The organism is Streptomyces sp. NPDC026417 (genome assembly GCF_055567695.1).
Genome location: NZ_JBVHPY010000002.1, coordinates 438,243 through 460,570, shown reverse-complemented (window position 1 = coordinate 460,570; position 22,328 = coordinate 438,243). Strand labels below are relative to the sequence as shown.

The window sequence follows — 22,328 nt, the reverse complement described above, 5'->3', positions numbered from 1 at the left end:
GCTGCCGTGCCAACCGGTGCCCGTCGGGAGGGCCTTCGGGCACCTGGTCACGTGATCCGCCGGAGAGTGCCTAACGCGTCAAGTCCTCATCGATGAGTGCGTGGTTTCCCCACCGGTTCCAGAGCACGTGATGCCATTCGTCGGAACCGGTGCCGGGAGGCGTCACCGGCGGTACCGGCCCGGGGCTGGTCTCGATCAGGTGCACCAGTGTCCACGCGACGCCGTAGCAGTCGTCGGGACCGGAGCAGGCAGCCAAAGCATGCGCCTCGTCGGGCGTGACAGGCGCGGCAATGATGGCGAGTTGTGCGCTTCGCCGGTCGATCTCCTCCTCGTCGGCATCCCAGTCGGGCAGAGGTCCGTCGGCGACGAAGAACTGAACTTCGGGTCTCACCCGTGAATGATCGACTGCTGTGGGCGACCTGAGCAAGGCGGGTTTGCCGCAGGTGAAGGCATACGTGCAGCAAATTGGTGACGGCGTCGATGATGACCTACACCTTCACCTTCACCTTCACCTTCACCTTCACCTTCACCGAGGACGGGTAGGTGCCCCACCGGGCCCCGCCGACCTGTAGGTCAGTCGAAGAGGGCAACGACTCCATTTACCCAGATCGCGAGGAACGCAAGGGTCCCCACCAGGCAACCGACACCCGCCAGCACACCACCGAGCGTCCACGGTCCGGAGGGCACCTCCTCATACTTGTCCTCGAGGCTGTCCCGGTAGGAGGCGGGGTCGTCCCAGTCGACGGGATGTCCCAACTCCTCGGCACAGGCCGTCCGGACTGCGACCAGCTGCTTCTCCGCGAAGGAGGTGGCAGCCATCGCCTCAGGGCCGCGCCAGGCGAGGGCCTTCATCCGCCACCCGGGAGACCCGTACCGCGCCTCGAAGGCGGCGCTCTCGTCGGCGGTGCGGTCCTCTTCGAGGTACATCCAGCGTCCGGCCTCGGCGGCATCGCCGTAGAGCCGGTACACCTCGGCCAGGCGCCGACGGAGCGTCAGGTCGTGCGGGAACGATGAGACGAGACCGCGCAAGCGCTGACGCGCGACGGGAACACGGCCGGCGGCCAGATCTGCATCGACTCGGACAAGGGTCTCTCTCAGAGGCATGAACACATGATCGGGTACCGCAGTGATCTACGTCGACCTGGTTGTTGCTCAGCTCTTGCCGCTCTCAACGGCATCGGCTGAACCTCACCGAGGTGGAACACCTGCTCTCACCGGACAACCCAAGGCCTGGACGGCGTCAGCCGCGGACACCGAAGTCGATGCGGTGGGTGAGACCGGCGGCCGCGAATGCGGCAAGGAGCTCGTCGCGGCCCTCCGTGAAGTGGGCCCAGCTGTCGTAATGGACAGGGACCACGCGGCCCGCGTCGAGGATCTTCGCAGCCTGGGCGGCCTGGGCGCTGTCCAGGACGAGCACCTCACCGTCGAAAACATCGGGGAAGCGGGGAGCTCCGGCGAAGAGAAGCGCCGTGTCGACCGGGGAGAAACGTTCGGCGATGTCCGTGACCGCGTCGAGGGAGGCGTTGTCGCCGCTGACATAGACGGTCGGCAGACCCTCGCCGGTCAGGACGAACCCGACGACCTGTCCGGTAATCGGCTCGACCTCCTCACGTGGGCCGGGGCCGTGGATGGCGGGCACGCCGGTCACGGCGACCGTGCCGGGTCCGCCGTCCCGGCGCTCGAGCTCGACCGACTGCCAGTCGGCGAGGCCGGTGGCCCCCTTCCCGAGACGCTTCTCTGCGCCGGGGGTGGTGAGCGTCAGCGGGATGTGGGCGAGCAGGGCCCGGCCGGAGGTGTCGAGGTTGTCGGCGTGCTCGTCGTGCGAGAGCAGGACTACATCGACGCGGCCGAGATCGGCCGGGCTGCCGTGAGCCGCCGCCGTCTTCGTCAACACCACGGCCGGCGCCTGGTGGTCGCCGGGGCCGTCGAAGGTCGGGTCGGTGAGAAAGCGCAGGCCGCCGTATTCGAAGAGGGCGGTCGGGCCGCCGAACACGCGGACGGGGAACGCGGAGACCTGCGGAATCGGAGAAGACACGAAGAGACTTCCTCACGGATAGATTGAATTTTAACCGTGAGGCGACTGTACGCGTGCCTCACGGATGAAAGCAAGCCGTACCATGAGAAGCATGGAAGAGCTCGTGATGGACGAAGCCGCCCTGCCGTCGGCGCCGGGCGAGGCGGAGCACCCCTCCCTGGCCCTGGCCAACAGCGCTGTCGCGCTGCCCGGCGGGCACACGGCCGACTTCCTGGGCACCCCGGCACGGGCCGAGCGGTGGCTGGCCCAGCACGACCTCGCCCCGCCCCATGCCGGCCTGGCAGAGGTATGCGCGACACAACTGCGCTCGCTGCGCGAACACGTGAGGTCGCTACTGGCCTCACGAGCCGCCGGGGAGCCCGCCCTGCCAGCCGCCGTCACAGCCGTCAACGACGCCATGACCCGGGTCCCTACGGCACCTCTGCTGCTGTGGGACGACAAGAGCGGGCCCTACCGCGCCACACCCCACCCCACCACCGCCATCGTCGAGCACGCTCTGGCGGTCATGGCCGCCGACGCCGCCGACCTGCTGACCTCACTGGATTCCGCGCGCCTGACCGCCTGCGCCTCCCCGCCCTGCAACCGCTTCCTGCTCAAGCACGGCCGCCGCCACTGGTGCTCCACCCGCTGCGGCGACCGCGCCCGCGCCGCCCGCGCCTACGCCCGCCGCACCGCGACGGACTGACAACGCCGCATCGCCGACCCCGCGCCGGCTCCAGCCGCGTCTCCTCGATCGTGAGCCCGGATCGGACGACCTTCCCGAAGGTCCGCACCACTGCCTGCCGGCAAGGCCGGGCGACCTGCGACCGGTTGATCGGGGGCCCTTGAGCCGGGCGCCGCAGCCGCTGCGGTCGAGGCTGGTGGTCACGCTGCTGGCAGTGTTCTCACGCCGCACGATGCGAGGGCCTGGCTCACTCCTCACCAGCGTGGCGCGGCACGGGTGATGCTGCCGTCCCGTCAGCCCTTCAGCTGAGCCTCGCTCGGCGTGAAACCGGCGGCCCCGGCAACGCAGGCCTCATCGACGCCTCCCGCGCCACCCGCAACTCAGTCCAACTGAGGGCCGACAACGGGCGAACACACAGGATGGATGCGAGCCGCCTGCCCCACTCGGCTCCTGGCCCCACGTTTGTCACGTGGGCCCCTCAATGACCCAGGGGCGCGGACGGCGAACCCTCACCCGCTACCGAAGGCCGATGCGGCACCCACGAACGGGGCCACCGAAGCCGGATCAGGCGCGCAGGGTGACGCCGTAACGGGTCCTCATCCGCCGCAACTCCCACAGCGAGACGGCCGTTACGGACAGCGGCCCGCCCAGCATGGAGCAGAACTGGACGACGGGTGGGCCCCCCGGCATGCCGTCGCCGATCAGGTTGAAGACCGCGAACACCCACACCAGCGCCAGGGTGAGGACGGGCGGCAGCATCGGGTGGACCTGAGCGCTGTTGAAGGCGCTGCGGGCCGAGTACAGCGACGCCATGAAGAAGAACGGGAAACCCCACACGATGACCACGAGCGCAGCGACGGCCAGTAGGTACTCCCACCAGCTCTTTCCGTCACGGTCGTCGATCTGGGCCGTGAGAACGAGGATTCCGCCGATGACGACCAACGTCAGCACATACCAGCCGACCGCCTTGAGCGGAGCGCGCAGCCGGGAACGCAGACTCGATCGCAGGTGCGGGGGCGCGTAGTAGATGAATCCGAGGATGACCAAAGGCCCGGCGATCAGCAGCACGAACGGAGCGATGATGAGGTTGGCGACGCCGCCCCAGGCCGCGTCCTCCCAACGGTTCCGATCCACGTTGTAGGCAAGGACCAGAGCGATGGTGGCGGCAGCACCGAGCACAGTGCGGGCCAGCTGGACGCGGTCCACGACACGGTCCACGATCCGGCCTTCACCCTCCTGCGCGAAGAGCCTTATCGCGACGCGATGCGCGGAGCGCAGGATCGCGGAGACCAGCCCGAAAAGGGAGACGTATGACAGGCAGCCGCGGGAGCGCCGGACGGCGGGCCTCGTTGGCTGGCGGCCGTAGGGGTACGAAGGCTGGTTCGGGTACGGGCCCGGATTCGGTGGTGGCGGACCGTACGGACCGGTCTGCGGTGGTCCGTAGGGGTCACCCCAGCCGCCCTGGCCTCCTGGTCCGTTGCCGCCGGGTTGCCCCGGGCCGTTGCCCGGCCCCCATCCCCCCGTAGCCACACCGCTCCCCGTTCTTCGGCCACTTACTGTGGGTGTCGTGTCGCGCCACGGCGCAGTCTACTGGCCCAACCTGTCCACACCCTCGTCGACTTGGTCGCCGCCCGCCTCCGCGTCGCCCTCGTCCCCCGCCTCGGCCGGGGCCCCGAGGTGTCATCGAGGTTCCCCTCCACCCGATGCCGGTATGCCGGCTCACGCCCACTGGCGCAGAGGCGCCGCCGGCCCGCCGGCAATCGCGGAAACGGTACGGGTCCTCCAGGAGCACGGGCCGAGGCTGGCGACGGCCACCGGGAGGGGCAGAACCCGCAAAGCCCCGTTCCGGGCCTCAGCGCCGGGCCAGCGCCAGCACGCTCAGGCCGAACATCAGCACCCCCAAGGGGAGATGGACCGACGGGACGTGCGCGATGCCGAGCACGACCTGGACCGAGGCCAGCACGAGGAACCCCGACGCGTGCCCGACGGGCCGGGCCGGGCCACCGCCCGGCTTCCACGCCAGCACGGCGGCGAGCAGGTACAGCATCGACGCCCCGTACATCACTCGGGCACCGACATCGTGCAGCGTCGCTCCGTAGGACGAGGTCAGCAGCAGTCCGGCGGAAACCGCCTGGAGGAAGATGGTCAGGGTTTGCAGGGCGATCGCGATCCGCAGGAACGAGAGGCCGCGCCGCGCGTTTGCCGTCGTCGTCGCCGTCACCTGAGTGGCCATGTCACAGTCCCCTTTTCCGCCCTGGGGCAGCAGATCGATAAGGTCTCACCAGCCCGACGACACAGGGCTGCGAAAGGTAAGGCGGGGGCCAGAAGCATGGGGACTGTCGGGGGCGGCACGGACGCGATAGCCGGCGAGCGACGTCAACTGATCAACGTGGCGTACCGGTTGCTCGGTTCCGTGACCGAGGCCGAGGACGCCGTGCAGGACGCCTACGCACGCTGGTACGCGCTACCCCGGAGCCGGCAGGAGGAGATCCTGTCCCCCGGCGCCTGGCTGACGACGGTGACCGGCCGCATCTGTCTGGATCTGCTCGGCTCGGCACGGGCCCGCCGTGAACGCTATGTCGGCGCGTGGCTGCCCGAGCCGCTGCCCGACCGCACCGAGTGGGCCGACGCGGGCAGCGGTCCCGCCGGGCCCGGGCCAACGGGCCCCACGGGCCCCACGGACCCCGCCGACCAGATCGTCCTGGACGAGTCGGTGACCATGGCCTTCCTCGTCGTCCTGGAGTCGATGACACCCGTCGAACGGGTGGCGTTCGTCCTGCACGACGTCTTCCGGTACCCGTTCGCGGAGATCGCCGACGTGCTCGGCCGGACCCCCGCGGCCTGCAAGCAGCTCGCGGCCTCGGCCCGGCGGCGGGTGAACCCCGCAAGCGCTCCGGGGCCGGGGACCGGTCGGGCCGACGTAGTGAGGCACGTCAAGGAGGCCTGGGAGAGCAAGGACATCGCAACGCTGGTCGGTCTTCTCGACCCCGCCGCCGTCATGACCGCCGACGGCGGCGGCATGGTCGGCACCGTCCTGCGCCCGGTCGAGGGTGGCGCGCGCATCGCCGAGTACATGGTCGCCATCGCCGACAGGGCTCCCGGACTCGAACTCCTGCAACGGTCGGTCAACGGTGTACCGGGCCTGGTGGCCCAGCGGTCCGGTGTCGTCATGACCGTGGCCGCGTTCGACGTCTCCGACGGGCGCGTCACCCGTATCTGGGCGATCCGCAACCCGGAGAAACTGCGGCCCTGGGCGCCGGAGGACCAGGACAGGTCCGGCCGGTCGTAGGACTGTTCTGTTCCGCCTGGACCGCCGACGTGCACCTGGGGTGGGTCTGAGACGCCCGAGGCGTCCAAGCGGGTCCGAGCGCTGGCGGAGCCCTCGCCGCCAGCGCCGGTGTACGTGGGGAAGTCAGAGAAAGTCCCGCCAGAAGGGCACCGTCGCTCGCGGATTCCAGCTTTCGTCGACCTCACCCCGCGCCTCGTCGAACTCCAGGTGCACGTAGTCGATGAGATCCAGCCCGTAATAGATGATGTCTGTCTGCCACATCGAGAGCACCGGATGCCCGAAGCCGCCCCGCCCGGCAGGCAGGTACCGGTGGGCGTACACAGGCACCAGCACCGGCACCTGCGCCAGGTGACGCCGCGCCGCGTCCAGTGCCGCCGCCCCCTCACGCGGAGTCTCGCCCCAGCCCTCGTACCAGAACCCGTTGTGCTCAACGGCAAGGAGAACCCCCTCGACCGGCCAGCGCAGCTGCCTGTGCAAGCAGTCCAAGTCGCCACCCCGCCACTCCGGCCAGGGCCTGGACCAGGTCTGCCCCTCCTCGGGAGGAACGTTGACCGGCAGGCCGGCGGCAAGGAAGGCTCGGTGATCATCCGCGAACTCGAAGCCGTAGTCGCTCTCGATACGCAGGAACTCGTCGTCCGTCAGCCCCGCCTCGAACTCATGAAGACCCGTCTCCGCCAGACGACGTGCGGCGTCCGCACCCATACGTGCGCCCTCACTGGTGATCACCACCGCACGCTGGCGCGGACCAGCACCCGAGGGCACCCGGGTATTGCTCCGATGGCACCGGTGCGGGGCCGATGGGATGTCGGCCCTGGCGGGCCCGGGTTCCCTTCTCGTACGATCCAGCGTCTGGCGGTGGGTGAAGAGGGGGTGGCCAGTGCGTCGTTATGCGGTTGCTGTGCTCAGCACCGTCCTGACGCTGACCGTCGGCGGTTGTGGGGCGGCCGACGGCGGGACGCGTGCGGCGGCCAGGAGCCCGCGTCCGAGCGGGACGGCCGGCTCCGAGCCGTGGCGGCCGGCAGGCCACACCGACAACCCCGGGACCCTGAACGGTGTGGTGGCCACCGGGGCGCACGACGCGTGGGCGGTGGGAGACGAGGGGACCGGACCGGTCGTCATGCGATGGAATCGCGGGACGTGGGCCAAGGCCAAGGTACCCGAGCAGCTCGGCCTGGGAGGCCTGCGCGTCGTGGCGGCATCGGGGCCGGACGACGTGTGGGTCTTCGGACGCGCGCAGCCTTCCGGCGACGGCGGAGCCCAGGAGGCCAGTGGGGCGCACTGGAACGGCAGTCAGTGGACGTCCGCCTGGCACGAGCCCAACTTTGAAGTGGATGCGGCAACCGTCGCGGGACCGGGCGACGTGTGGGTGGCGGGCCGGCGGCAGGGCGGCAACGGCACATGCCGTTCGTTCCTCCGGCACCGTACCGCCGCGGGCTGGTCGGCCGTCGCCCTGCCGGCGACGGTGTGCGTGCGCGCCCTCCATGCGCTGTCGCCTCAGGACGTCTGGGCCGTCGGTGGGGATCGGGGCAAACCGGTAACCCTGCATTGGGACGGCGGGAGTTGGCGCACGGTGCCACTGCCGCCCGCGGTCGCAGCGCCGAGTGGAGAGCTGAATGGGCTCACTGCTCAGTCGCCGACGCAGCTCTGGGCGGTCGGCCGCACGGGCCGAGTGGAGGCGGTGACCGGGCCCATCGCCGTGCGCTGGGACGGGCACAGGTGGGTGAGCGTGGTCGACTCGAGCGTCGGCGATGAGTTCGCCCATGCCGCCACCGACGGGCACGGCGGGATCTTCACCTCCACATCCGAAGCGCGGGTCTTCCACTACGACGGCCGGAACTGGACGAGCGAACAAGTCGCCTCCGACCATACGATCACCGGCCTCGCTGCCATCCCCACAACATCCCAAGTCCTGGCCACAGGCGTGTGCTGCGACGCTTACGACGAGGACACCACCGGCAAGATCTGGATGCACCGCTGACGCCCTGCGGCCCGGCCGCCACCACCGCTGGGCCGGTTCCGTCCCGGTGTCCGGAGGTCGGCGTCCTCGTCCAGTGAACTGGGTCCCCACCAGGTTTGGCGGCACGGATGTGATTTCTCCCGTGCCGCGCCAACCCTCGTGATGTCAGCCGGCGGGCTTGACGTGGCGGACCAGCCACATCAGCAGGGCGTCCAGGTCGGCGGCGGCCGAGAGGACCCGGTCGACTGCCTCGGGGGTGTGCAGCCACTCCCCGCAGCCGAGGGGACGGGCGGCGATCAGCGAACGGTGGCGCAGCAGGTCCGTACGGGAGTGGTTGGTCGGGTAGCCGCGCGGGGGGCGTTTCATCACGTCCCCGGAGATGTCGTAGCCCTTCTTTTGCACGTCCTCGACGATGGCGGACAATTCGAGGCCGCTCCCCTCGGCGGCCACGGCTTTGCGGAACATGTCCACCTGGCCGGGGTCGGGGTACCACCAGGCGCCTTGGATCCGCAGTCCGTCCAGGGAGAACCGGAGGCCGATCTCGACCTTGCGGCCGAGCCGGATCACCGCGCTCTGGTTCTGCCACCACCAGGAGCCGGTGCGGTAGTGCCAGACGGAGAAGTCCTCGTATCGGGGGTCGTTGTCCGCGACCTCGTTGAGCAGGTCGATCATCGGCTGCCGGACCAGACGTTCGCGGTCCGCGCGACAGCGCTCGCGGGTCGCGTGAGTCGGTTCCCCCTGGAGCTGCCACAACACGTCCATGGCCTGCTCCGGCCAGCCGGTGAACTGTCCACGCATGCGGACAGGTTAGCCCAGTGAGCTACGCGGAACGGAGCGCCCGCATGCGCATCTCCCGGACGGCCACGCGGGGGATCTCGGTGTGCGCTTCAGACCACGCAGATACGGAAGACGCTGCCGTCGTCCAGGTCGAAGGTGGCGGCCGCGCCGCAGCCACGGAATATACAAGCTGAGGTCGTGCCCTGCTCCTGGCCTCCAACGCAGAGAGGGATGGGCCTCTTCGGTCCCTGTCCTCCGGCAGGCTTTACCAAACGGTCGACCAGTTGTTTTCCCTGGTCAGGTAGCGTTCAAGGCATTCATTGATCTTCATGTACGGGCCCGTTCGGCATGACCTACGGGCTCGTAAAGAGGGGTGTGCCATGAGTGCGGTCAACCTTGCGGAGACGGCAGCCGGTCTCCCGGCAGCCTGGAGTTCTCACAGCCTGGGCCTGGTGGGGGCGGCCTGCGTGAAGGTGCTGCGCATGGATGGGCTGCCGGTCAAGGAAGAGAGCCACAGGGCCGCCGAGGCGCTCCTGGTCCTCGATGGCCAACTGGAGCTAGAGGTGGATGGCATGCCGGTGTCGGTGCGAGCGGGTGAGCTGTTCATGGTGGCGGCGGGAGCCGCACACTCGGTCCGACCCGGGAGCCGGGGCACGTTGGTGATCGTGGAACTACCGGAGGAGTAAGGGCTCTTCAGGCTGCCTTGGCTGCCGCCCCTCCCCCGCACTGACACCCGCCCCGCCCACACCGCGGTGCCGCAGCGGATCCTTCACGGACAGCACGGCCGGAGCGAAACTCCACCCCCACGCCGGCCTCCAGCCCGCCGACACCCTCTCCGCAGAGCTGCGCCGGCCCGGCCCCCGTAGCCAAGGTTTTCCGGGCTGACATGTGTCTCATAAACATCGATGCCCGCCAGATGGCGTGTCTTTGACCGTCGGGCGAGCGTCGGTGTCTTCGTGGTTCTGCCCCCTACCTCGGTCTCACCCGGTCTTCTGGTCTCGCAGCAGGAGGGCGGCGAGTGCCAGGGCATTTCCGCGGGGGGAGGCGATGTCGAGGCCGGTGAGCTCAGTGATTCTGGCGAGTCGGTTGTCCACGGTGTTGGGGTGGAGGCCGAGGTGGCGAGCGGTGTTGCGGCGGTCGTGTCGGCGTTCGATGTGGACGCGCAAGGTGTCGAGGAGGTCGGGACGGTCCTCGATGGGACTGAGGAGAGCGGCGATGCGGTCGCTGCTCTCGTCGCGCTGGGAGAGGTGGTACTCCAGCATGATGTCGTCCATCGCATGGAGTCCCGGCGGTCGGCCGCAGGCGCGCGCGATGCGGACGATGTTGCCGGCGGTGCGGGCGGCAGCCGGCACGTCCTGAACTGTGGCAGCGTTGACCACGGCCAGTCTGACGGCGTTCCCGCATACCTTCCTCAGCGAGGTACAGAGTTCCTCGCAGGCACGGAGGCCGTCCGGGTCGTCGGCCCGCTGCGGCGTGATCACATGGCCTCCGTCGACGTCGAGCAGTGACACAGCGCCGCTGTCCAGGCTGCGGTCGACCGCGGACTGGATGCGGCGGACCAGCCGTCGGCCGGCGACAGTGGTGGCGGGATGCCCCTCATCCTGCGGCAGTTGCAGGTGAATGACGAGACAGGGGCCGTTGAGGCCCAGCTCGTCGACGGCGCGTTGCCGAGACAGCGAGCCGTCCAGCAGGCCGCGCACCAAGGCGCGGTGGTGCTCGCGGCGTTCAGCCGACAGCGTGGCCTGCTCGAGGAGGTAGGTCTCTGCCACGGCGCCGATGACGGCTTCGTGGCCGCGCAGAAGGAAGTCGACGAGTTCGATGAGCGCGCCTTCCTCTCCGCTGGTGGCCTCGTCTCGCAGTGCCTGCCAAAGGACGTAGACGGCTGTGGAGTGGCTGCGCAGGAGCGTGTGCAGGGGCATGCCTTCCTCGGCACGCTGGGCAGCACGCTCACGGAAGAGGCTGTAGTCACCGGCACGCCCCTGAGGGTCGCGTACGCGGCGCAGAAAGAGGCGCAGGCCGTTGCGGACCGTCGCGGCGACCTCTACATCCTTCACATCGCTGGGAAGTTCGGCGTAGCCCGGCAGTCGTTCGAACGCGTCGCGTGCCATGCTGCGGGCGAGTTCGTTGACCCGGCTCTCGCAGCGCGCGGCCAGAGCCTGCGCGGCTGGAGACATCGTGGGATACGCCGTGCGGCGCTCGGGCAGCGGGTCGCTCGGCACCGGTTCTCCTTCCGCCCTGTGACAGATCACAGGGTCCGTCGCTGTCGACTGTGAAGACGACGGATGTTCCCCCGCACGCCTCCGGCGCAGACTCTACGCACATCAGCGGGCTGTCACGGGGGGACAGTGCGGCGGTCAAGGGAAGATGGCTAGGAGCCGGGAGCTATGACAGAACACAATTCCAGCGGCTACATGACGTACGCGGACCGGGTCTGGTCCGGCGAGGAGACGCTGCTGGCCCACTTCCGGGGTGAATTCGCGAGCGGTGATCTCGTGGCGATCGCCGAACGGACCCGGTTCTTCCCGGCTTTCGCCAACGTGGCGGTGTTCGACACGGGTGATGGTCTGGTCCTGGTCGACTCGGGCGACTTCCGTACGGCGTCGCAGCTGCACGTGTCCGTGCGCCAGTATTCGGCGGATCCGGTGAGGGCGGTCGTGTACACGCACGGCCATGTGGATCACGTCTTCGGCATGGCGCCTTTCGACGCGGAGGCGGCCGACGTCGGGTCGGAGCGCCCCGAGGTTTTCGCACATGAGGCGGTGGCGGCGCGCTTCGACCGTTACCGGGAGACCGCCGGTTACAACACGTGGATCAACCGGCGTCAGTTCGGCGTTCCGTCCCTGCAATGGCCGACGGAGTACCGCTACCCCGACACGTCCTACCGGGACCGGCTCACCGTGCGCCGGGGAGAGCTAACCTTCGAGCTGGTGCACGCTCGCGGAGAGACGGACGACCACACCTACGTGTGGATCCCGGAACTGCGGACCCTGTGCACCGGTGACCTGTTCATCTGGAATTCGCCGAACGCCGGCAACCCGCAGAAGGTGCAGCGCTATCCGGTGGAGTGGGCGCGGGCGCTGCGCGACATGCAGGAGCTTGATGCCGAGGTGCTGCTGCCGGGGCACGGTGTTCCGATCGTCGGCTCCGACCGCATCCGGCAGGCGCTCGGTGACACGGCACAACTGCTGGAATCTCTGGTCACGCAGACACGGGACCTGATGAACGCCGGCGCACGCCTCGACGAGGTGCTGCACGGTGTGAAGGTCCCGCCGGGTCTCATGGAGAAGCCCTACCTTCACCCGGCGTACGACGAACCGGAGTTCGTCGTACGGAACCTCTGGCGGCTGTGGGGCGGCTGGTACGACCAGAACCCGGCGCATCTCAAGCCCGCCCCCGAGGCAGCACTGGCAGGTGAGCTCGCCGACGCGGCGGGCGGCGCCGGAGTACTGGCGGGACGGGCCGAGCAGCTGCTTCGACGCGGGGAGCTGCGCCTGGCGGCGCACCTCGCCGAGACCGCCGCGCTGGCCGCGCCGGGGGACCGGGAGGTCGCCCGGGTCCGGGCCGAGGTCTTCGCCCGCCGGGCCGAGCGGGAGACGTCGACGATGGCGCGCGGCGTCTTCAACTGGGCGTCTGCCGAATCCGCCGCCATCGCTGAGGGCACCGATGTCGTCACCGAGCTGACGCGCAGCGACGAGGGCCGGCGACGGGCAGCTGGCGCCATCAGCGTGGGCGTCATCGACGACGACAGCTGCGAATGCGGCACATCCGTCGACGACAGCACGCGGCATGGGGTGTGACCGTGGCGGCACTGCATGCTCCGGCGGGGCCCACCGGACAGGCGGTCAAGGCGCAGGCAGGCCGGCAGGCGTGGACGACCACCTGGCTGTTGTTGGTCTTCATGCTGGTGAACTTCGCCGACAAAGCCGTCCTGGGACTGGCCGGCCCGGAGATCATGAAGGAGTTCGGTCTCAGCCGCCAGGAGTTCGGCGCCGCCCAAGCCGCGTTCTTCAGCCTCTTCTCAATCTCCGCGCTGGCTGTGTCGTTCTTGACTCGCAGGGTGCGGACCTCGGTGCTGCTCCTGGTGATGGGGCTGATGTGGTCCCTCGCCCAACTGCCGATGCTCTGGGCCGGAGCGGGCTTCGCCACGCTGATCGGGACGCGCGTGCTCCTCGGCTTGGCGGAGGGGCCCGCCGCACCGGTGGCGGTCCATCACGTGCACGGCTGGTTCGAGCAGCGGGAGCGCACACTGCCGACGGCCATCCTGATGGTGGGTGCGGCGGCCGGAGTCGCGGTGGCGGCGCCCACCCTGGGCGCGGTGATCTCTCACTTGGGGTGGCGATGGGCCTTCGGAGCAGTGGGCATCGCCGGACTGCTGTGGGCAGCGGTGTGGGCGGTGAAGGGCAGCGAGGGGCGGCTGGCCCCTCCTGTGGGCCGTCGCGCACGCCGCGCGGACGCCAACCTCGGCTACGCGGAGGTACCCCTGCGGTCGGTCTTCTTCTCCGGCACGTTCATCACAGCGGCCTTGGGTGCGTTCGCGGCCTACTGGGTGATGAGCGCCAAGCTCACGTGGCTGCCGGACTATCTCCAGACGGTTGAGGGCTGGAACCTCAAGCAGGCGAGTGCCGCAGTCGGCGGGGGTGCTGTCGCCAACGGCATGGTCCTGCTGGTGCACGGGCTGCTGGCTCGCCGAGCCGCGCTGCGCGGTGGCGGTGGAAGACTGCCTGCCGGTATGGGTGCCGGTCTGCTGCTGGTGGCCTCGGCGGGAGCGGTGACGGTGTTCGCGACCGCTGACTCGCTCTGGATCAAGGTGCCGATGATGTTCGGCCCGATGGCTCTGGCCCTGGTGATGATCACTGCCGCGCAGACGGCGATTGCCAGGATCACGCCCCCCTCCCAGCGAGGTGTCGTCCTTGGCGTACTGGTGGCTGTCTTCGCACTGGGCGGGATCGTGTCCCCATTCGTGTTGGGCTGGATCGTGGACAGCGCGGCGAACCCCACGGCCGGTTATCAGAACGGCTGGCTCGTGACGGCCGTGCTGCTTGTGGTGACCGGACTCATGGCGGCTGCCTTCATGCGCCCGGAACGGGACGCCCAGAGCCTCGGTGTCCCGATATCCCCGGCCGCCCAAGTCGCTGATGACGTCAGTCACTGAACGGGCGTCGATCCTGCCTGGCCGCGGTGGTGGCCGCGCAGTGATCCCGGCGATCAGCTGGGCGCCCGCCTCCGTGCCGCTCGTGCGGGCGCCGTTTTGCTGCGGATCCTCGCCCACTTGGTGTCCGCAGTGCTGCGGGGGCGGCTCCCGGCCGGATGCCGACGGCGATGGCATGCGCGCTCGCTGCACGCGGACGGCGCCTGTTCAGGCATGAGCAGCGAGCACCGCTTCGGCCGCGTGGTACCCCCGTGGCGCCGCGAAGTGATGTTGGGTTCGGCTGACGTGCGACAGCCGGTCGGCCATATCAGCGGGGCGTTGGTTGCAGGCGCTCGATTCGGTCAAGGTCGCCGGCGAGAAGGCTTCGGTGGCTGATGGTGAAGTCTCCGTTGAGCAGGGTCTGCCCTTCACCGTAGTACCGCCCCACAACGGCGGTGGGGAGGAAGGCGCGCAGGCTGTGGCGCATGTTGCTGGGGTAGTCGACGCATGCGCCCCAGTCGGCAGGGGCCTGGTCGGTGGAGAACAGGACCCAATGGTCCACGGTCACGGCGGCGTCGAGGTCCGGTGCCGCTCCGGTGTGGCTGTCCAAGGCCGGCACGTTCAACTGGTCGGGATCGAGCGGCGAATACCACAGCAGCAGGGGCCTGGCGCGTTGCGCGTCGGCGTTGTCGAAGCAGCACACGGCGATGGTGTGGTCTGGAAAGTGCTCGGCGTAGAAGCGCAGAAGGTCCGGGTCGAGGTCAGGACGTCGGTGCAGCGGCACGTGCCGCAGTGCCGCGGGGACTGCGGTGGGGTCGGTGGCCAGGAGCACCGTGTAGACGTCATGGTCGAAGACCTGGACGAGCTGCGGTTCCGCGCTCATCCACGCAATGTCGTGAGTTCCGGCGGCGACGGGTTCGACAGCGGTGACCATGCGGCGCAGGACGTCGCCGGTGCGCCCAGCGGAGAGGAAGTGCCTGGGGGTGAGCTGCGTGGTGGGCAGGTGCAGCAGCATGGCGTTCGGGCCGTCCGCCAGATTGACGGCGGTGTTCTGGTACCCCAGGACATGGATCAGGCCGTACACCGGGTGGTGCTGCCTTCCGCAATACACGATCGTGCCCGAGAACGCGGCCTCACCCGTCGAGATGCACATGACGGCAAGGTACCGCTCAACCGTTCCGGTATGAGTTCGCCGGCGGCGAGGCAGGCGTCGAACAGATGGCGAAACGCCGCTTGATCACTAGGCTATGCGCTGGTCGGGCCCAGAGGCGGGGTCCCAGGGGGCGGGGAAACAGGATGTCCGTAGAACGTCACATAGCGGGGATGCTGCGGCAGATCGCCCGTCAGCAGGACATCGTGGAGATCGCCCCTCAGGGCTCCACGCTGAAGGCGGCAGCCCTGGCGCACGTGGCGGAGCAGTACGGCTACAGGTACGGCACGGCGTACAGGACCGGGTTCAAGAACTCGCTCGTCCAGGTCCGGATGTACCGGGACCCGCAGCCGGACGCGCGCGTCCGCGAGGCGGCCACCATCACCAGCCATCCGCAGGCGGGCAACGGCGGGACAGTGCCCGGGCTGGAGCAGGGCTCGCTGAAGCCGCTCCCCGAAGCGGTTGGTGCCGTGGCTGTGCTGAAGGACCTCGTCACCTTCGACGTCATGGCCTTGTACGTCGCCGACCGGACCCAGAAGGTGCTGGGCTACCTCGCCTGCGCGGCCCTCACCGGCCTCCTGCTCATCGACAGCTCGCCGGTCGAAGCAGTCGCCTCGGGCGGGACGGTCGCCCTGCTCATCACAGCGGCGTTCCAGGTGGGCGCCATCCGCCGCAAGAAGATCGCGCGGCGGCTGACGGACGCCGGGTTCCTCGCGGTGCGCGACGAACACGGCAACCAGCGGTTCCTGCGCCCGGGGCAGCAGTCGCCCAGCCACAGCAACCCGTCCACTGCCTGACATCCCACTGCGCGGGCAGGCTTCGCGAGGTCGAGGGATCCTCAGATGATCGTTCTGGGGGTGCAGGCCGCACGCGCTGCAGCGCTCGCCGATGCGTTCCCAAGCCAGTTGATGCGGTGCTACTTGCTGGCGAATGGCCTTGAGCGTGCGGCGCCGGCCGGCCCATCACCGATCCGCTCGTCGGCGTCACCGAACGCGATGCCCAGCCGATCGTGGAAGTAGGCGTAGAACGAAGAATCGGGATCGAAGTCGCTGTCGAGCCCGGGCACCCGGCCGACGGCCACGTACGTGCTCTCCAGCCCACCCCGCTCGTCGTCCGCGAGGAGTACGCGCTCCATGTGCCACACCGGTTCGCCGCGTTCGAGGCCCGCCTCGGCGGCAAGCGTTTCCGGACAAGGGAACCGGTCGAGGGAGACGAGCGAACGACCGGGGGTACGTCCCTTCTGCGGACGCCCTCGGTGTAGCTCACCAGCCACAGCGGCTGTTCCAGCTTGGGGCCGGCGACGACCGTGCCGCGCCCCTGCCGCCGCAGCTTCCCTTCGAGCAGTAGCTCGCGCAGCGCCTGCCGGACCGTCTCCCGGGCGACCTCGTACTTCTCCGAGAGGTCCCGCTCGGTGGGCAGTAGCCCCCTTCGCCCAACTCGTCGATGAGCCGGGCGATGTGCGCTTTCACGGCCTGCCTCCGCGGCATGGGCTGCCCAGTTCCCGGCGGCTCGCTGCCACCTGACGGCGGCGGTGGAGTGGAGGGCGCGGGCGAGGACCGCGGCGGGTAGCCCGGTGGGGAAATGGAACCGCCGTCCATCTGGCGGGCCGCGGTCCGGTTTCCGTCGGATCGCCCGGTCCGGTGGGTGGGAGTTCACCCGGTCCCGTGCACGGGCGACCGTCACCCGGCCCCGCGGATAGGCGCGGGGTCGAGGGCAGCAGGTGCGGGCTGTCCGGGAGCCGGCTCCGCGCCTTCCGGGGTGTGGCTCTCCGCGCTCCCGCGTCCTCGCGTCGATGACAGTGAGGTAAGGGCCACCCCACCCACCAGGAGGACCGCCGCGCACCACCGCAGGCCGCTGACCTCCTCGTTCAGGAAAACGGCCGCCGACGTCATGCCGAACACGGGGACGAGGAGTGAGAAGGGAGCCACCGTGGACGCCGGATGGCGGTGCAGCAACCAGCCCCAGGCGCCGAAGCCGAAGACCGTCGTGACCCAGGCGACGTAGACGACCGTGCCGGCGCCCTGCCAGTCGAGAGCGCGCAGTGCGGCCAGATCCGTGGAGGGGCCCTCGGTCAGCAAGGAAAGGGCGAGGAGGGGCAAGACGGGGACAGTGCTGACCCAGACCATGAAGTTCAGCGCGTCCGGCGGGGACGCCTTGCGGGTGAGGACATTGGAGGCGCCCCAGCAGGCCGCCGCCGCGACGACCAGCGCGAACGCGCCGAGCGGGCCCGAAGCACCCTCGTCCGCCGCTGCCACGCCGATGCCCGCGAGGGCCACCGCCATGCCCAGCAGACGGATCCGGGTGGGGCGTTCGCCGAGGATCGCGAAGGCGATGCCCGCCGTGAACACCGACTGGATCTGCAGGACCAGGGAGGACAGTCCGGCCGGCATCCCGGCGTCCATACCGACGAAGAGCAGCCCGAACTTGGCCACCCCCAGTACCAGTCCCACCGCCACGATCCACTTCCACGCCACCTTCGGACGGCCGACCAGGAACACTGCCGGCACGGCCGCCACCAGGAAGCGCAGAGCCGAGAAGAGGAGCGGCGGGAAGTGGCCGAGGCCGATCTCGATGACGGTGAAGTTCACCCCCCAGACGGCGGCGACGAGCACGGCGAGGAGGAGGTGGGTGGGTCTCATGCGTCGAGGATCACCTGCCGCGACCATGAAGCACCAGCGATGATTGCTGCACTATTGGATGTAGCAGAACTGATGGGAGGGAGAGGTCCGTGCTCGATCTCCAGCGGCTGCGTGCCCTGCACGCCGTCGCCGTCCACGGCACCGTCGGGGCGGCCGCCACCGCGCTCGGCTACACCCCGTCGGCCGTCTCTCAGCAGATCGCCAAGCTGGAACGGGAGACCAGGACCGTCCTCCTCGAACGCGAGGGCCGCGGGGTCCGGCTGACCGACGACGCCCATCAACTCGTCTGCACCGCACGTGAACTCCTGGCAATCGTGGAGCGGGCGGAAACCGAGCTGGAGGAGCGCCGGGGTGTGCCGGCGGGAAGGCTGAGCGTGGCTGCGTTCGCCTCGGCGGCCCGCGGTCTGCTGCCCTCCGTCCTCGCCGACCTCGCCCACCGGCACCCCGCCCTCGACGCCCGTCTTACCGAGGTCGACCCGCATCTGTCGGTGGACCTCGTCGCCAAGGGGGCCGTGGACCTCGCCGTCGCCCACGACTGGGACATCGCCCCGCTGCCCGCCCCCGCGGGCGTCGAGCAGGCGTTGATCGGCGACGACCTGTGCGATCTGCTGGTCCCCGTCGGGCACCCGCTCGCGGGGCGGACCGGCGTACGGCGCGAGGAGCTGGGCGGCGAACGGTGGATCTGCCAGCCGCCGGGCCGGGTCTGCCACGACTGGCTGGTTCGCACCCTGCGCGGGGCCGGGCACGAGCCGAATATCGTCCACCAGGCCGAGGAGAATCCGACCCTCATCGCCCTGGTCGCCGCCGGCCTCGGCGTCGCCCTCATCCCCCGCCTCGGCCGGGGCCCCCTCCCCCCGGGTGTCATCGAGGTCCCCCTCGACCCCATGCCGGTACGCCGGCTGTACGCCCTATGGCGCACGGGCGCCGCCCGCCGACCGGCGATCGCGGAAACGGTACGGGTCCTACGGGAGCACTGGCCGAGGGTGGCGACGGTCCACCGGGAGGGGTAGAACCTTTGCCCCCCTTCCAGGCCTCAGCGCCGGGCCGGCGCCAGCACGCTCGGGCCGAACCTCAGCACACCCGAGGGGAGATGGACCGCCGGAACGTGCGCGTGTCGCTGGCATTCCCCCCACGATCGTCCGTCGCACACTGCTGTCAGGCGGTTCAGCCCGCCAGCCCGCTGATTGCGTCGCCGATGTACTTGGCGCCGAGGATGATCAGGACGGTGGTCATGATGGCCGTGTTGTGGTCGGCCATCCACGCCTTCCACTCGCCGAGCACTTTCGCCGACTTCCGGCCGCCGAGGAAGTAGAGGCCGAGGGGCAGAAGGGTGCACAGGGACGCGACCAGCACCATGAGGACGGCGGCGGCTGTCTTCCCGCCCGTCGAGGCCGTACTGGCGGCGATGGAGACGGCGCCACCGACCGCCAGGACAAGGTTTTTCGGGTTGACGACGGCGAGCGCGGCGGCGAGCCCGGCCGACCTGCCGGGGGTGAAGGTGTCGATCGCTTTCATCCAGCCCGGCTGCTCGGCCGCGTGGCCTTCTCTCGGCCGGTCCCTCCACTGCTTGACGCCCATGAGCAGGAACAGCAGGCCCAGGCCCAGCTTCAGCCACAGCGTCCAGGAGGCAGGACCGTCATCGTCGCCGGAGGCGTCGCCGCCCGAGCCGGCGAGGACGACGACCGTGACGAGCGCCGCGAGCGAGACCACCCATCCGACGGTGAAGGCGATGCCGTTGCCCCGGCCCTTGGGGGTGGCAAGCATGAGGATCACGGCGATCAGCGGCAGGGGGCTGATGGCGATACCGATCGCGGAGGCAAGCATCTGCCCGACGGCGTCGCCCATCCTGGCCTCAGCCCTTGGCCACGACAGGCGGCAGCTGGTACGTGCTGTCGAGGATGGACTGCCTGGGCGTGTAGAGGCGGATCATGGGTCGGAAGTCGCCTTCCGGGGCGGGCAGCCAGTTCGCCGCCTCGGCCGGGTCGTCGGGCCGTTCCCGTTGGATGACGACGGTCAGCGAGCCGTCCTCGTCGTACACCAGACCGGGGGTGCGGTCGCCGAGTGAGTAGCGGCCCGCGGGGTTGGCGACGAGGTAGTAGTCGGGGGTGTCGTACATGGTCACCGACCAGAACGACTCGACGGGCGGCGGCTGCTCGAAACGCAGGGTGTAGGACCGGGCACCGTTCAGCTGTTCGCCATCGGCGTCGGTGAAGGTGTGCGCATACACCGCCTCGTAACCGTGGTTGCCCCACAGCGCGGCCCGTGCCGCGGCGGCCCGTACGAGGTAGGACGCCTCCCGGTCGGCGATCTTCCACTGGGGCGCGTCGATCGTCCCGGTGCCGAAGTGGTCGAGGTTGTAATCGAACAGGTGCGGGTTCGTCTCCCAGGCGCCCGGCGGACGTCCCCCGGCGGCGGGCGGATTCGACGCGGCCTCGACCCTCGCCTTGCCGGCCGCCAACCCCTCAGTGAGGGCTTTGACGAGCACGGCGTCGGCGTCCACGTACGGCGAGGGGCCCTCTTCGAGCAACCCCAGGGGCTGGAAACGTTCCTGATAGTCCTGGTCGGGCCCGGCGGGCGGGAAGTTGGCCATCCAGACCCGCAGCCGCTCGTAGAAGCGCAGCTCCTCGGGCACGGCGGGATCCGGTGCGGGCAGTCCCGTGCGGTGGGTGGCTGCGTCGAGCGGGGTGAGCGTGAGCCGCTGCTGCAGGGCGCGGACACGAGGCATGTCTTCGGGGCCGTCGCAGGCGCTGCGGCCCACGATGGAGAGCACCGCAGTCGGTGCCTCGATCACCCCGCGCACCTCGTCGGGTGCGGTGCCGGACCAGCCGGGCGGGACAATGAGCCAGTCGCCTTCTTCCGTGCCCGTGGCGCGTTTGCCCAGGTACGCGAAGTTGTTGCTCCACACATCCACGAACTGCAGGACGTAGTACGCGCCGGCGGTGTCGGGGACGTGGAGGAGGACCGGACCGGCGGAGAGGTCTATCTGGGCGATGGAGTAGACGGTGTCGTTGTTCACGGACACGAAGTGGGCGTCGGGGGTGGCCAGTTTGGTGGAGTGCCCGAATCGGTTGAAGGGGGTGGGCGGCAGCGAGCCGAAACCCTCGTTCATGAACGCGGAGATCATCGAGACGTCGAAGACGAGGGGGTAGCCGTAGACGTACGCATCGGCGGCCAAGTCGGCGAGGCTGTCGGCGCCGCTCGCACCGCTCGGGCTGGTCTTGCTGGTCACGGCTGGCTCCTTTCAGGCGTCGACGCTCAGGGCGGGCAGCGACCAGGAGCCGTCCAGGACCGAGGACTCGGGGCCGTACACGCGGATGGCGATGGTGAAGGGCCCGTCGGGAGCGGGCAGCCAGTTCGCCACCTGCTTCGGGTCGGCCGGGCGGTGTCTGCGTACGTAGAGGGTGAGGCCGCCGTCGTCGTCGTGGACCAGTCCAGGGGTACGGTCACCGATCGAGTAGCGGTCGATCTCGTTGGCGACAAGGAGCCGTTCGGGCAGCCGGTAGATGGTGGCCGACCAGAAGTAACGGGCCGGCGGCAATGCGCCGGGGGCGAAGTGGATGACGTGGTCGTGCGTGGAGGCGTTCGGCGGCCGGTTGCCCTGGTCGTCCTGGGACCAGCCGGCGTACCACGCCTCCACCGCCGGCAGGCCGTACAGGCCCTTGTCGACGCCGACCGCACGGGTCAGGTAGTCGTCGCCGTGCTCGGCGCGGGTGCCGAACCAGTTGGTGGAGTCGGTGGCGTCCTTCTTCGCCTCTTCCAGGCGTGTGCGGGCGTCCGCGATGCCCTGCTCGACCGCGGCGCGGATGTCGGGCTTCAGGGCGGCGGGCTCGAACTCGCCGCTGCCGGTGACACCGAACGCGGCGAGCCGGTCCCGCAGTTCCCGCTCACTGCGGAGGACGGGGAAGAACCGGAGCAGGAAGTCGAGAAGGGTGAAGAACTCGACGGTTGCGAGGTCCTCCTCCCGCCAGACCGGCCACACGGGTTCGTCGGCCGGATGGGGTGCGGTGGTGTCGGTGAACTCCGACAGCGGGCGCAACACGTACTGCTCCTGGATCTCCCGCAGGGCAGGTACGTCGTCGGGGCCGGCCAGATATGTGCGGCCCAGGATGCCGACCAGGAACGTGTCGGCGCGCAGCACGCCCGTGATCCCCTCGGGAACGACGCCGTCCCAGCCAGGCCCGGCGACCAGGTAGTCACCCGCCTGCGAGCCGGTGGTCCGGGAGCCGATGTGGCCGATGTAGGAGGTGTCGAGGTCGTGCAGCGGCAGGACGTAGTACCGGTCCACGGCCGGCACCGAGATCACGTAGGGCTCGGTGCGCAGGTCCAGCCAGGCCCACGAATAGGGGGTGTCGTTGTTCGGTGTCACCACATCGGTGTTGGCCGGGGTGAAGGGCTGCGAGTAGTGCCGGAAACACCCGAAGCCCCCCGCGTACCGGCGGTCGTCGGAGTCGACCGCCTGCGGATACATCGTCCGGTAGTTCTCCAGGAGCGCGAACCCCCAGATCCACCCCTCGGCCGCGGTCCTCCGCACCTCCTCGACCGTCAACTCCGACACACCGGCCTCCTCACACAGGGCGCACATATCCCTCCAAAATGTCACGCTACTTCGTGGGTCGCATCCGCAGCCCTGTCCCTCGGGCACCGAACCGGACGCAGTGAAGGAGCCGGCCATGGAGCTCATCAGGCACT

21 protein-coding genes and 1 pseudogene are annotated in these 22,328 nt (G+C 69.7%); 8 read left to right on the top strand and 14 right to left on the bottom strand.

Annotation, left to right across the window (positions count from 1 at the left end; translation table 11 throughout):
* Positions 1-70: 70 nt before the first annotated feature.
* The 3 genes from ACZ4NT_RS04810 to ACZ4NT_RS04800 form a co-directional block, all read right to left on the bottom strand.
* The gene (locus tag ACZ4NT_RS04810; protein ID WP_467723431.1) at positions 71-391 is read right to left on the bottom strand and encodes a hypothetical protein; all 321 of its coding nucleotides are present in this window, start codon (positions 389-391) and stop codon (positions 71-73) included.
* Positions 392-573: 182 nt separating this feature from the next.
* Positions 574-1,104 carry a DUF6584 family protein gene (locus ACZ4NT_RS04805; RefSeq protein WP_467723429.1) on the bottom strand — a complete coding sequence of 177 codons (531 nt, stop codon included), beginning with the start codon at positions 1,102-1,104 and terminating at the stop codon, positions 574-576.
* 136 nt (positions 1,105-1,240) lie between these two features.
* Positions 1,241-2,035 (bottom strand): MBL fold metallo-hydrolase, encoded by a 795-nt coding sequence (locus tag ACZ4NT_RS04800; RefSeq protein WP_467723427.1) that lies wholly within the window; start codon positions 2,033-2,035, stop codon positions 1,241-1,243.
* A gap of 91 nt (positions 2,036-2,126) precedes the next feature.
* On the opposite strand from ACZ4NT_RS04800, the gene ACZ4NT_RS04795 reads away from it, so the two are divergent.
* On the top strand, positions 2,127-2,720 hold the full coding sequence (locus ACZ4NT_RS04795) for a CGNR zinc finger domain-containing protein (RefSeq protein WP_467723425.1): 594 nt from the start codon (positions 2,127-2,129) through the stop codon (positions 2,718-2,720).
* 543 nt (positions 2,721-3,263) lie between these two features.
* Here the strand turns inward: ACZ4NT_RS04795 and ACZ4NT_RS04790 are convergent.
* Together ACZ4NT_RS04790 and ACZ4NT_RS04785 are read right to left on the bottom strand one after the other, a co-directional pair.
* Positions 3,264-3,917: a hypothetical protein gene (locus ACZ4NT_RS04790; protein ID WP_467723423.1), complete on the bottom strand. Its 654-nt coding sequence runs from the start codon at positions 3,915-3,917 to the stop codon at positions 3,264-3,266.
* 634 nt (positions 3,918-4,551) lie between these two features.
* Entirely contained in the window at positions 4,552-4,932 is a 381-nt protein-coding gene (locus tag ACZ4NT_RS04785; RefSeq protein WP_467723421.1) for a hypothetical protein, read from the bottom strand.
* Between the two features lie 96 nt (positions 4,933-5,028).
* On the opposite strand from ACZ4NT_RS04785, the gene sigJ reads away from it, so the two are divergent.
* A complete protein-coding gene (gene sigJ, locus ACZ4NT_RS04780; protein WP_467723419.1) occupies positions 5,029-5,988 on the top strand; it encodes an RNA polymerase sigma factor SigJ in 960 nt (319 codons plus the stop codon).
* A gap of 123 nt (positions 5,989-6,111) precedes the next feature.
* Here sigJ and ACZ4NT_RS04775 read toward each other — a convergent pair whose 3' ends face one another.
* Complete coding sequence (locus ACZ4NT_RS04775; protein WP_467723417.1) at positions 6,112-6,714, bottom strand: SMI1/KNR4 family protein; 603 nt, start codon at positions 6,712-6,714, stop codon at positions 6,112-6,114.
* 172 nt (positions 6,715-6,886) lie between these two features.
* Here ACZ4NT_RS04775 and ACZ4NT_RS04770 point away from each other — a divergent pair, with 172 nt between their 5' ends.
* Complete coding sequence (locus ACZ4NT_RS04770; RefSeq protein WP_467723415.1) at positions 6,887-7,966, top strand: hypothetical protein; 1,080 nt, start codon at positions 6,887-6,889, stop codon at positions 7,964-7,966.
* 144 nt (positions 7,967-8,110) lie between these two features.
* Here ACZ4NT_RS04770 and ACZ4NT_RS04765 read toward each other — a convergent pair whose 3' ends face one another.
* The gene (locus ACZ4NT_RS04765; RefSeq protein ID WP_467723413.1) at positions 8,111-8,743 is read right to left on the bottom strand and encodes a DUF2461 family protein; all 633 of its coding nucleotides are present in this window, start codon (positions 8,741-8,743) and stop codon (positions 8,111-8,113) included.
* Positions 8,744-9,102: 359 nt separating this feature from the next.
* Here ACZ4NT_RS04765 and ACZ4NT_RS04760 point away from each other — a divergent pair, with 359 nt between their 5' ends.
* Positions 9,103-9,408 carry a cupin domain-containing protein gene (locus ACZ4NT_RS04760; RefSeq protein WP_121408791.1) on the top strand — a complete coding sequence of 102 codons (306 nt, stop codon included), beginning with the start codon at positions 9,103-9,105 and terminating at the stop codon, positions 9,406-9,408.
* A gap of 294 nt (positions 9,409-9,702) precedes the next feature.
* On the opposite strand, the gene ACZ4NT_RS04755 is transcribed toward ACZ4NT_RS04760, so the two are convergent.
* On the bottom strand, positions 9,703-10,941 hold the full coding sequence (locus tag ACZ4NT_RS04755) for a PucR family transcriptional regulator (protein WP_467723410.1): 1,239 nt from the start codon (positions 10,939-10,941) through the stop codon (positions 9,703-9,705).
* A gap of 165 nt (positions 10,942-11,106) precedes the next feature.
* Here ACZ4NT_RS04755 and ACZ4NT_RS04750 point away from each other — a divergent pair, with 165 nt between their 5' ends.
* Positions 11,107-12,519, top strand: coding sequence for an alkyl sulfatase dimerization domain-containing protein (locus ACZ4NT_RS04750; RefSeq protein WP_467723408.1), 1,413 nt, complete (start codon positions 11,107-11,109; stop codon positions 12,517-12,519).
* 2 nt (positions 12,520-12,521) lie between these two features.
* Entirely contained in the window at positions 12,522-13,874 is a 1,353-nt protein-coding gene (locus ACZ4NT_RS04745) for an MFS transporter (protein WP_467723406.1), read from the top strand.
* A gap of 304 nt (positions 13,875-14,178) precedes the next feature.
* Here ACZ4NT_RS04745 and ACZ4NT_RS04740 read toward each other — a convergent pair whose 3' ends face one another.
* Positions 14,179-15,003 carry a hypothetical protein gene (locus ACZ4NT_RS04740; protein WP_467723404.1) on the bottom strand — a complete coding sequence of 275 codons (825 nt, stop codon included), beginning with the start codon at positions 15,001-15,003 and terminating at the stop codon, positions 14,179-14,181.
* A 143-nt stretch (positions 15,004-15,146) separates the two neighbouring features.
* On the opposite strand from ACZ4NT_RS04740, the gene ACZ4NT_RS04735 reads away from it, so the two are divergent.
* Positions 15,147-15,797, top strand: a complete 651-nt coding sequence (locus ACZ4NT_RS04735; RefSeq protein ID WP_147464435.1) for a hypothetical protein — start codon at positions 15,147-15,149, stop codon at positions 15,795-15,797.
* A 170-nt stretch (positions 15,798-15,967) separates the two neighbouring features.
* On the opposite strand, the pseudogene ACZ4NT_RS04730 reads toward ACZ4NT_RS04735, so the two are convergent.
* Together ACZ4NT_RS04730 and ACZ4NT_RS04725 are read right to left on the bottom strand one after the other, a co-directional pair.
* Positions 15,968-16,487: pseudogene (locus ACZ4NT_RS04730) on the bottom strand (GntR family transcriptional regulator); the annotation flags it as partial.
* A 192-nt stretch (positions 16,488-16,679) separates the two neighbouring features.
* Complete coding sequence (locus ACZ4NT_RS04725; protein ID WP_467723402.1) at positions 16,680-17,639, bottom strand: EamA family transporter; 960 nt, start codon at positions 17,637-17,639, stop codon at positions 16,680-16,682.
* Between the two features lie 89 nt (positions 17,640-17,728).
* On the opposite strand from ACZ4NT_RS04725, the gene ACZ4NT_RS04720 reads away from it, so the two are divergent.
* Positions 17,729-18,649, top strand: a complete 921-nt coding sequence (locus ACZ4NT_RS04720) for a LysR family transcriptional regulator (RefSeq protein WP_121408797.1) — start codon at positions 17,729-17,731, stop codon at positions 18,647-18,649.
* A gap of 154 nt (positions 18,650-18,803) precedes the next feature.
* On the opposite strand, the gene ACZ4NT_RS04715 is transcribed toward ACZ4NT_RS04720, so the two are convergent.
* The 3 genes from ACZ4NT_RS04715 to ACZ4NT_RS04705 are packed head-to-tail and all read right to left on the bottom strand — an operon-like array spanning position 18,804 to position 22,194.
* A complete protein-coding gene (locus ACZ4NT_RS04715) occupies positions 18,804-19,484 on the bottom strand; it encodes a GAP family protein (protein ID WP_121408798.1) in 681 nt (226 codons plus the stop codon).
* A 7-nt stretch (positions 19,485-19,491) separates the two neighbouring features.
* Entirely contained in the window at positions 19,492-20,868 is a 1,377-nt protein-coding gene (locus ACZ4NT_RS04710; RefSeq protein WP_467723399.1) for a DUF1254 domain-containing protein, read from the bottom strand.
* Positions 20,869-20,880: 12 nt separating this feature from the next.
* Entirely contained in the window at positions 20,881-22,194 is a 1,314-nt protein-coding gene (locus tag ACZ4NT_RS04705) for a DUF1254 domain-containing protein (RefSeq protein ID WP_467723397.1), read from the bottom strand.
* Between the last annotated feature and the right edge of the window lie 134 nt (positions 22,195-22,328).

Bases quoted from the DNA above. Each gene is read 5' to 3' on its own strand.
- ACZ4NT_RS04740 (WP_467723404.1), bottom strand. From the start codon at position 15,003: ATGTGCATCTCGACGGGTGAGGCCGCGTTCTCGGGCACGATCGTGTAT.
- sigJ (WP_467723419.1), top strand. From the start codon at position 5,029: ATGGGGACTGTCGGGGGCGGCACGGACGCGATAGCCGGCGAGCGACGT.
- ACZ4NT_RS04760 (WP_121408791.1), top strand. From the start codon at position 9,103: ATGAGTGCGGTCAACCTTGCGGAGACGGCAGCCGGTCTCCCGGCAGCC.
- ACZ4NT_RS04735 (WP_147464435.1), top strand. From the start codon at position 15,147: ATGTCCGTAGAACGTCACATAGCGGGGATGCTGCGGCAGATCGCCCGT.
- ACZ4NT_RS04795 (WP_467723425.1), top strand. From the start codon at position 2,127: ATGGAAGAGCTCGTGATGGACGAAGCCGCCCTGCCGTCGGCGCCGGGC.
- ACZ4NT_RS04805 (WP_467723429.1), bottom strand. From the start codon at position 1,104: ATGCCTCTGAGAGAGACCCTTGTCCGAGTCGATGCAGATCTGGCCGCC.
- ACZ4NT_RS04725 (WP_467723402.1), bottom strand. From the start codon at position 17,639: ATGAGACCCACCCACCTCCTCCTCGCCGTGCTCGTCGCCGCCGTCTGG.
- ACZ4NT_RS04750 (WP_467723408.1), top strand. From the start codon at position 11,107: ATGACAGAACACAATTCCAGCGGCTACATGACGTACGCGGACCGGGTC.
- ACZ4NT_RS04785 (WP_467723421.1), bottom strand. From the start codon at position 4,932: ATGGCCACTCAGGTGACGGCGACGACGACGGCAAACGCGCGGCGCGGC.
- ACZ4NT_RS04715 (WP_121408798.1), bottom strand. From the start codon at position 19,484: ATGGGCGACGCCGTCGGGCAGATGCTTGCCTCCGCGATCGGTATCGCC.
- ACZ4NT_RS04765 (WP_467723413.1), bottom strand. From the start codon at position 8,743: ATGCGTGGACAGTTCACCGGCTGGCCGGAGCAGGCCATGGACGTGTTG.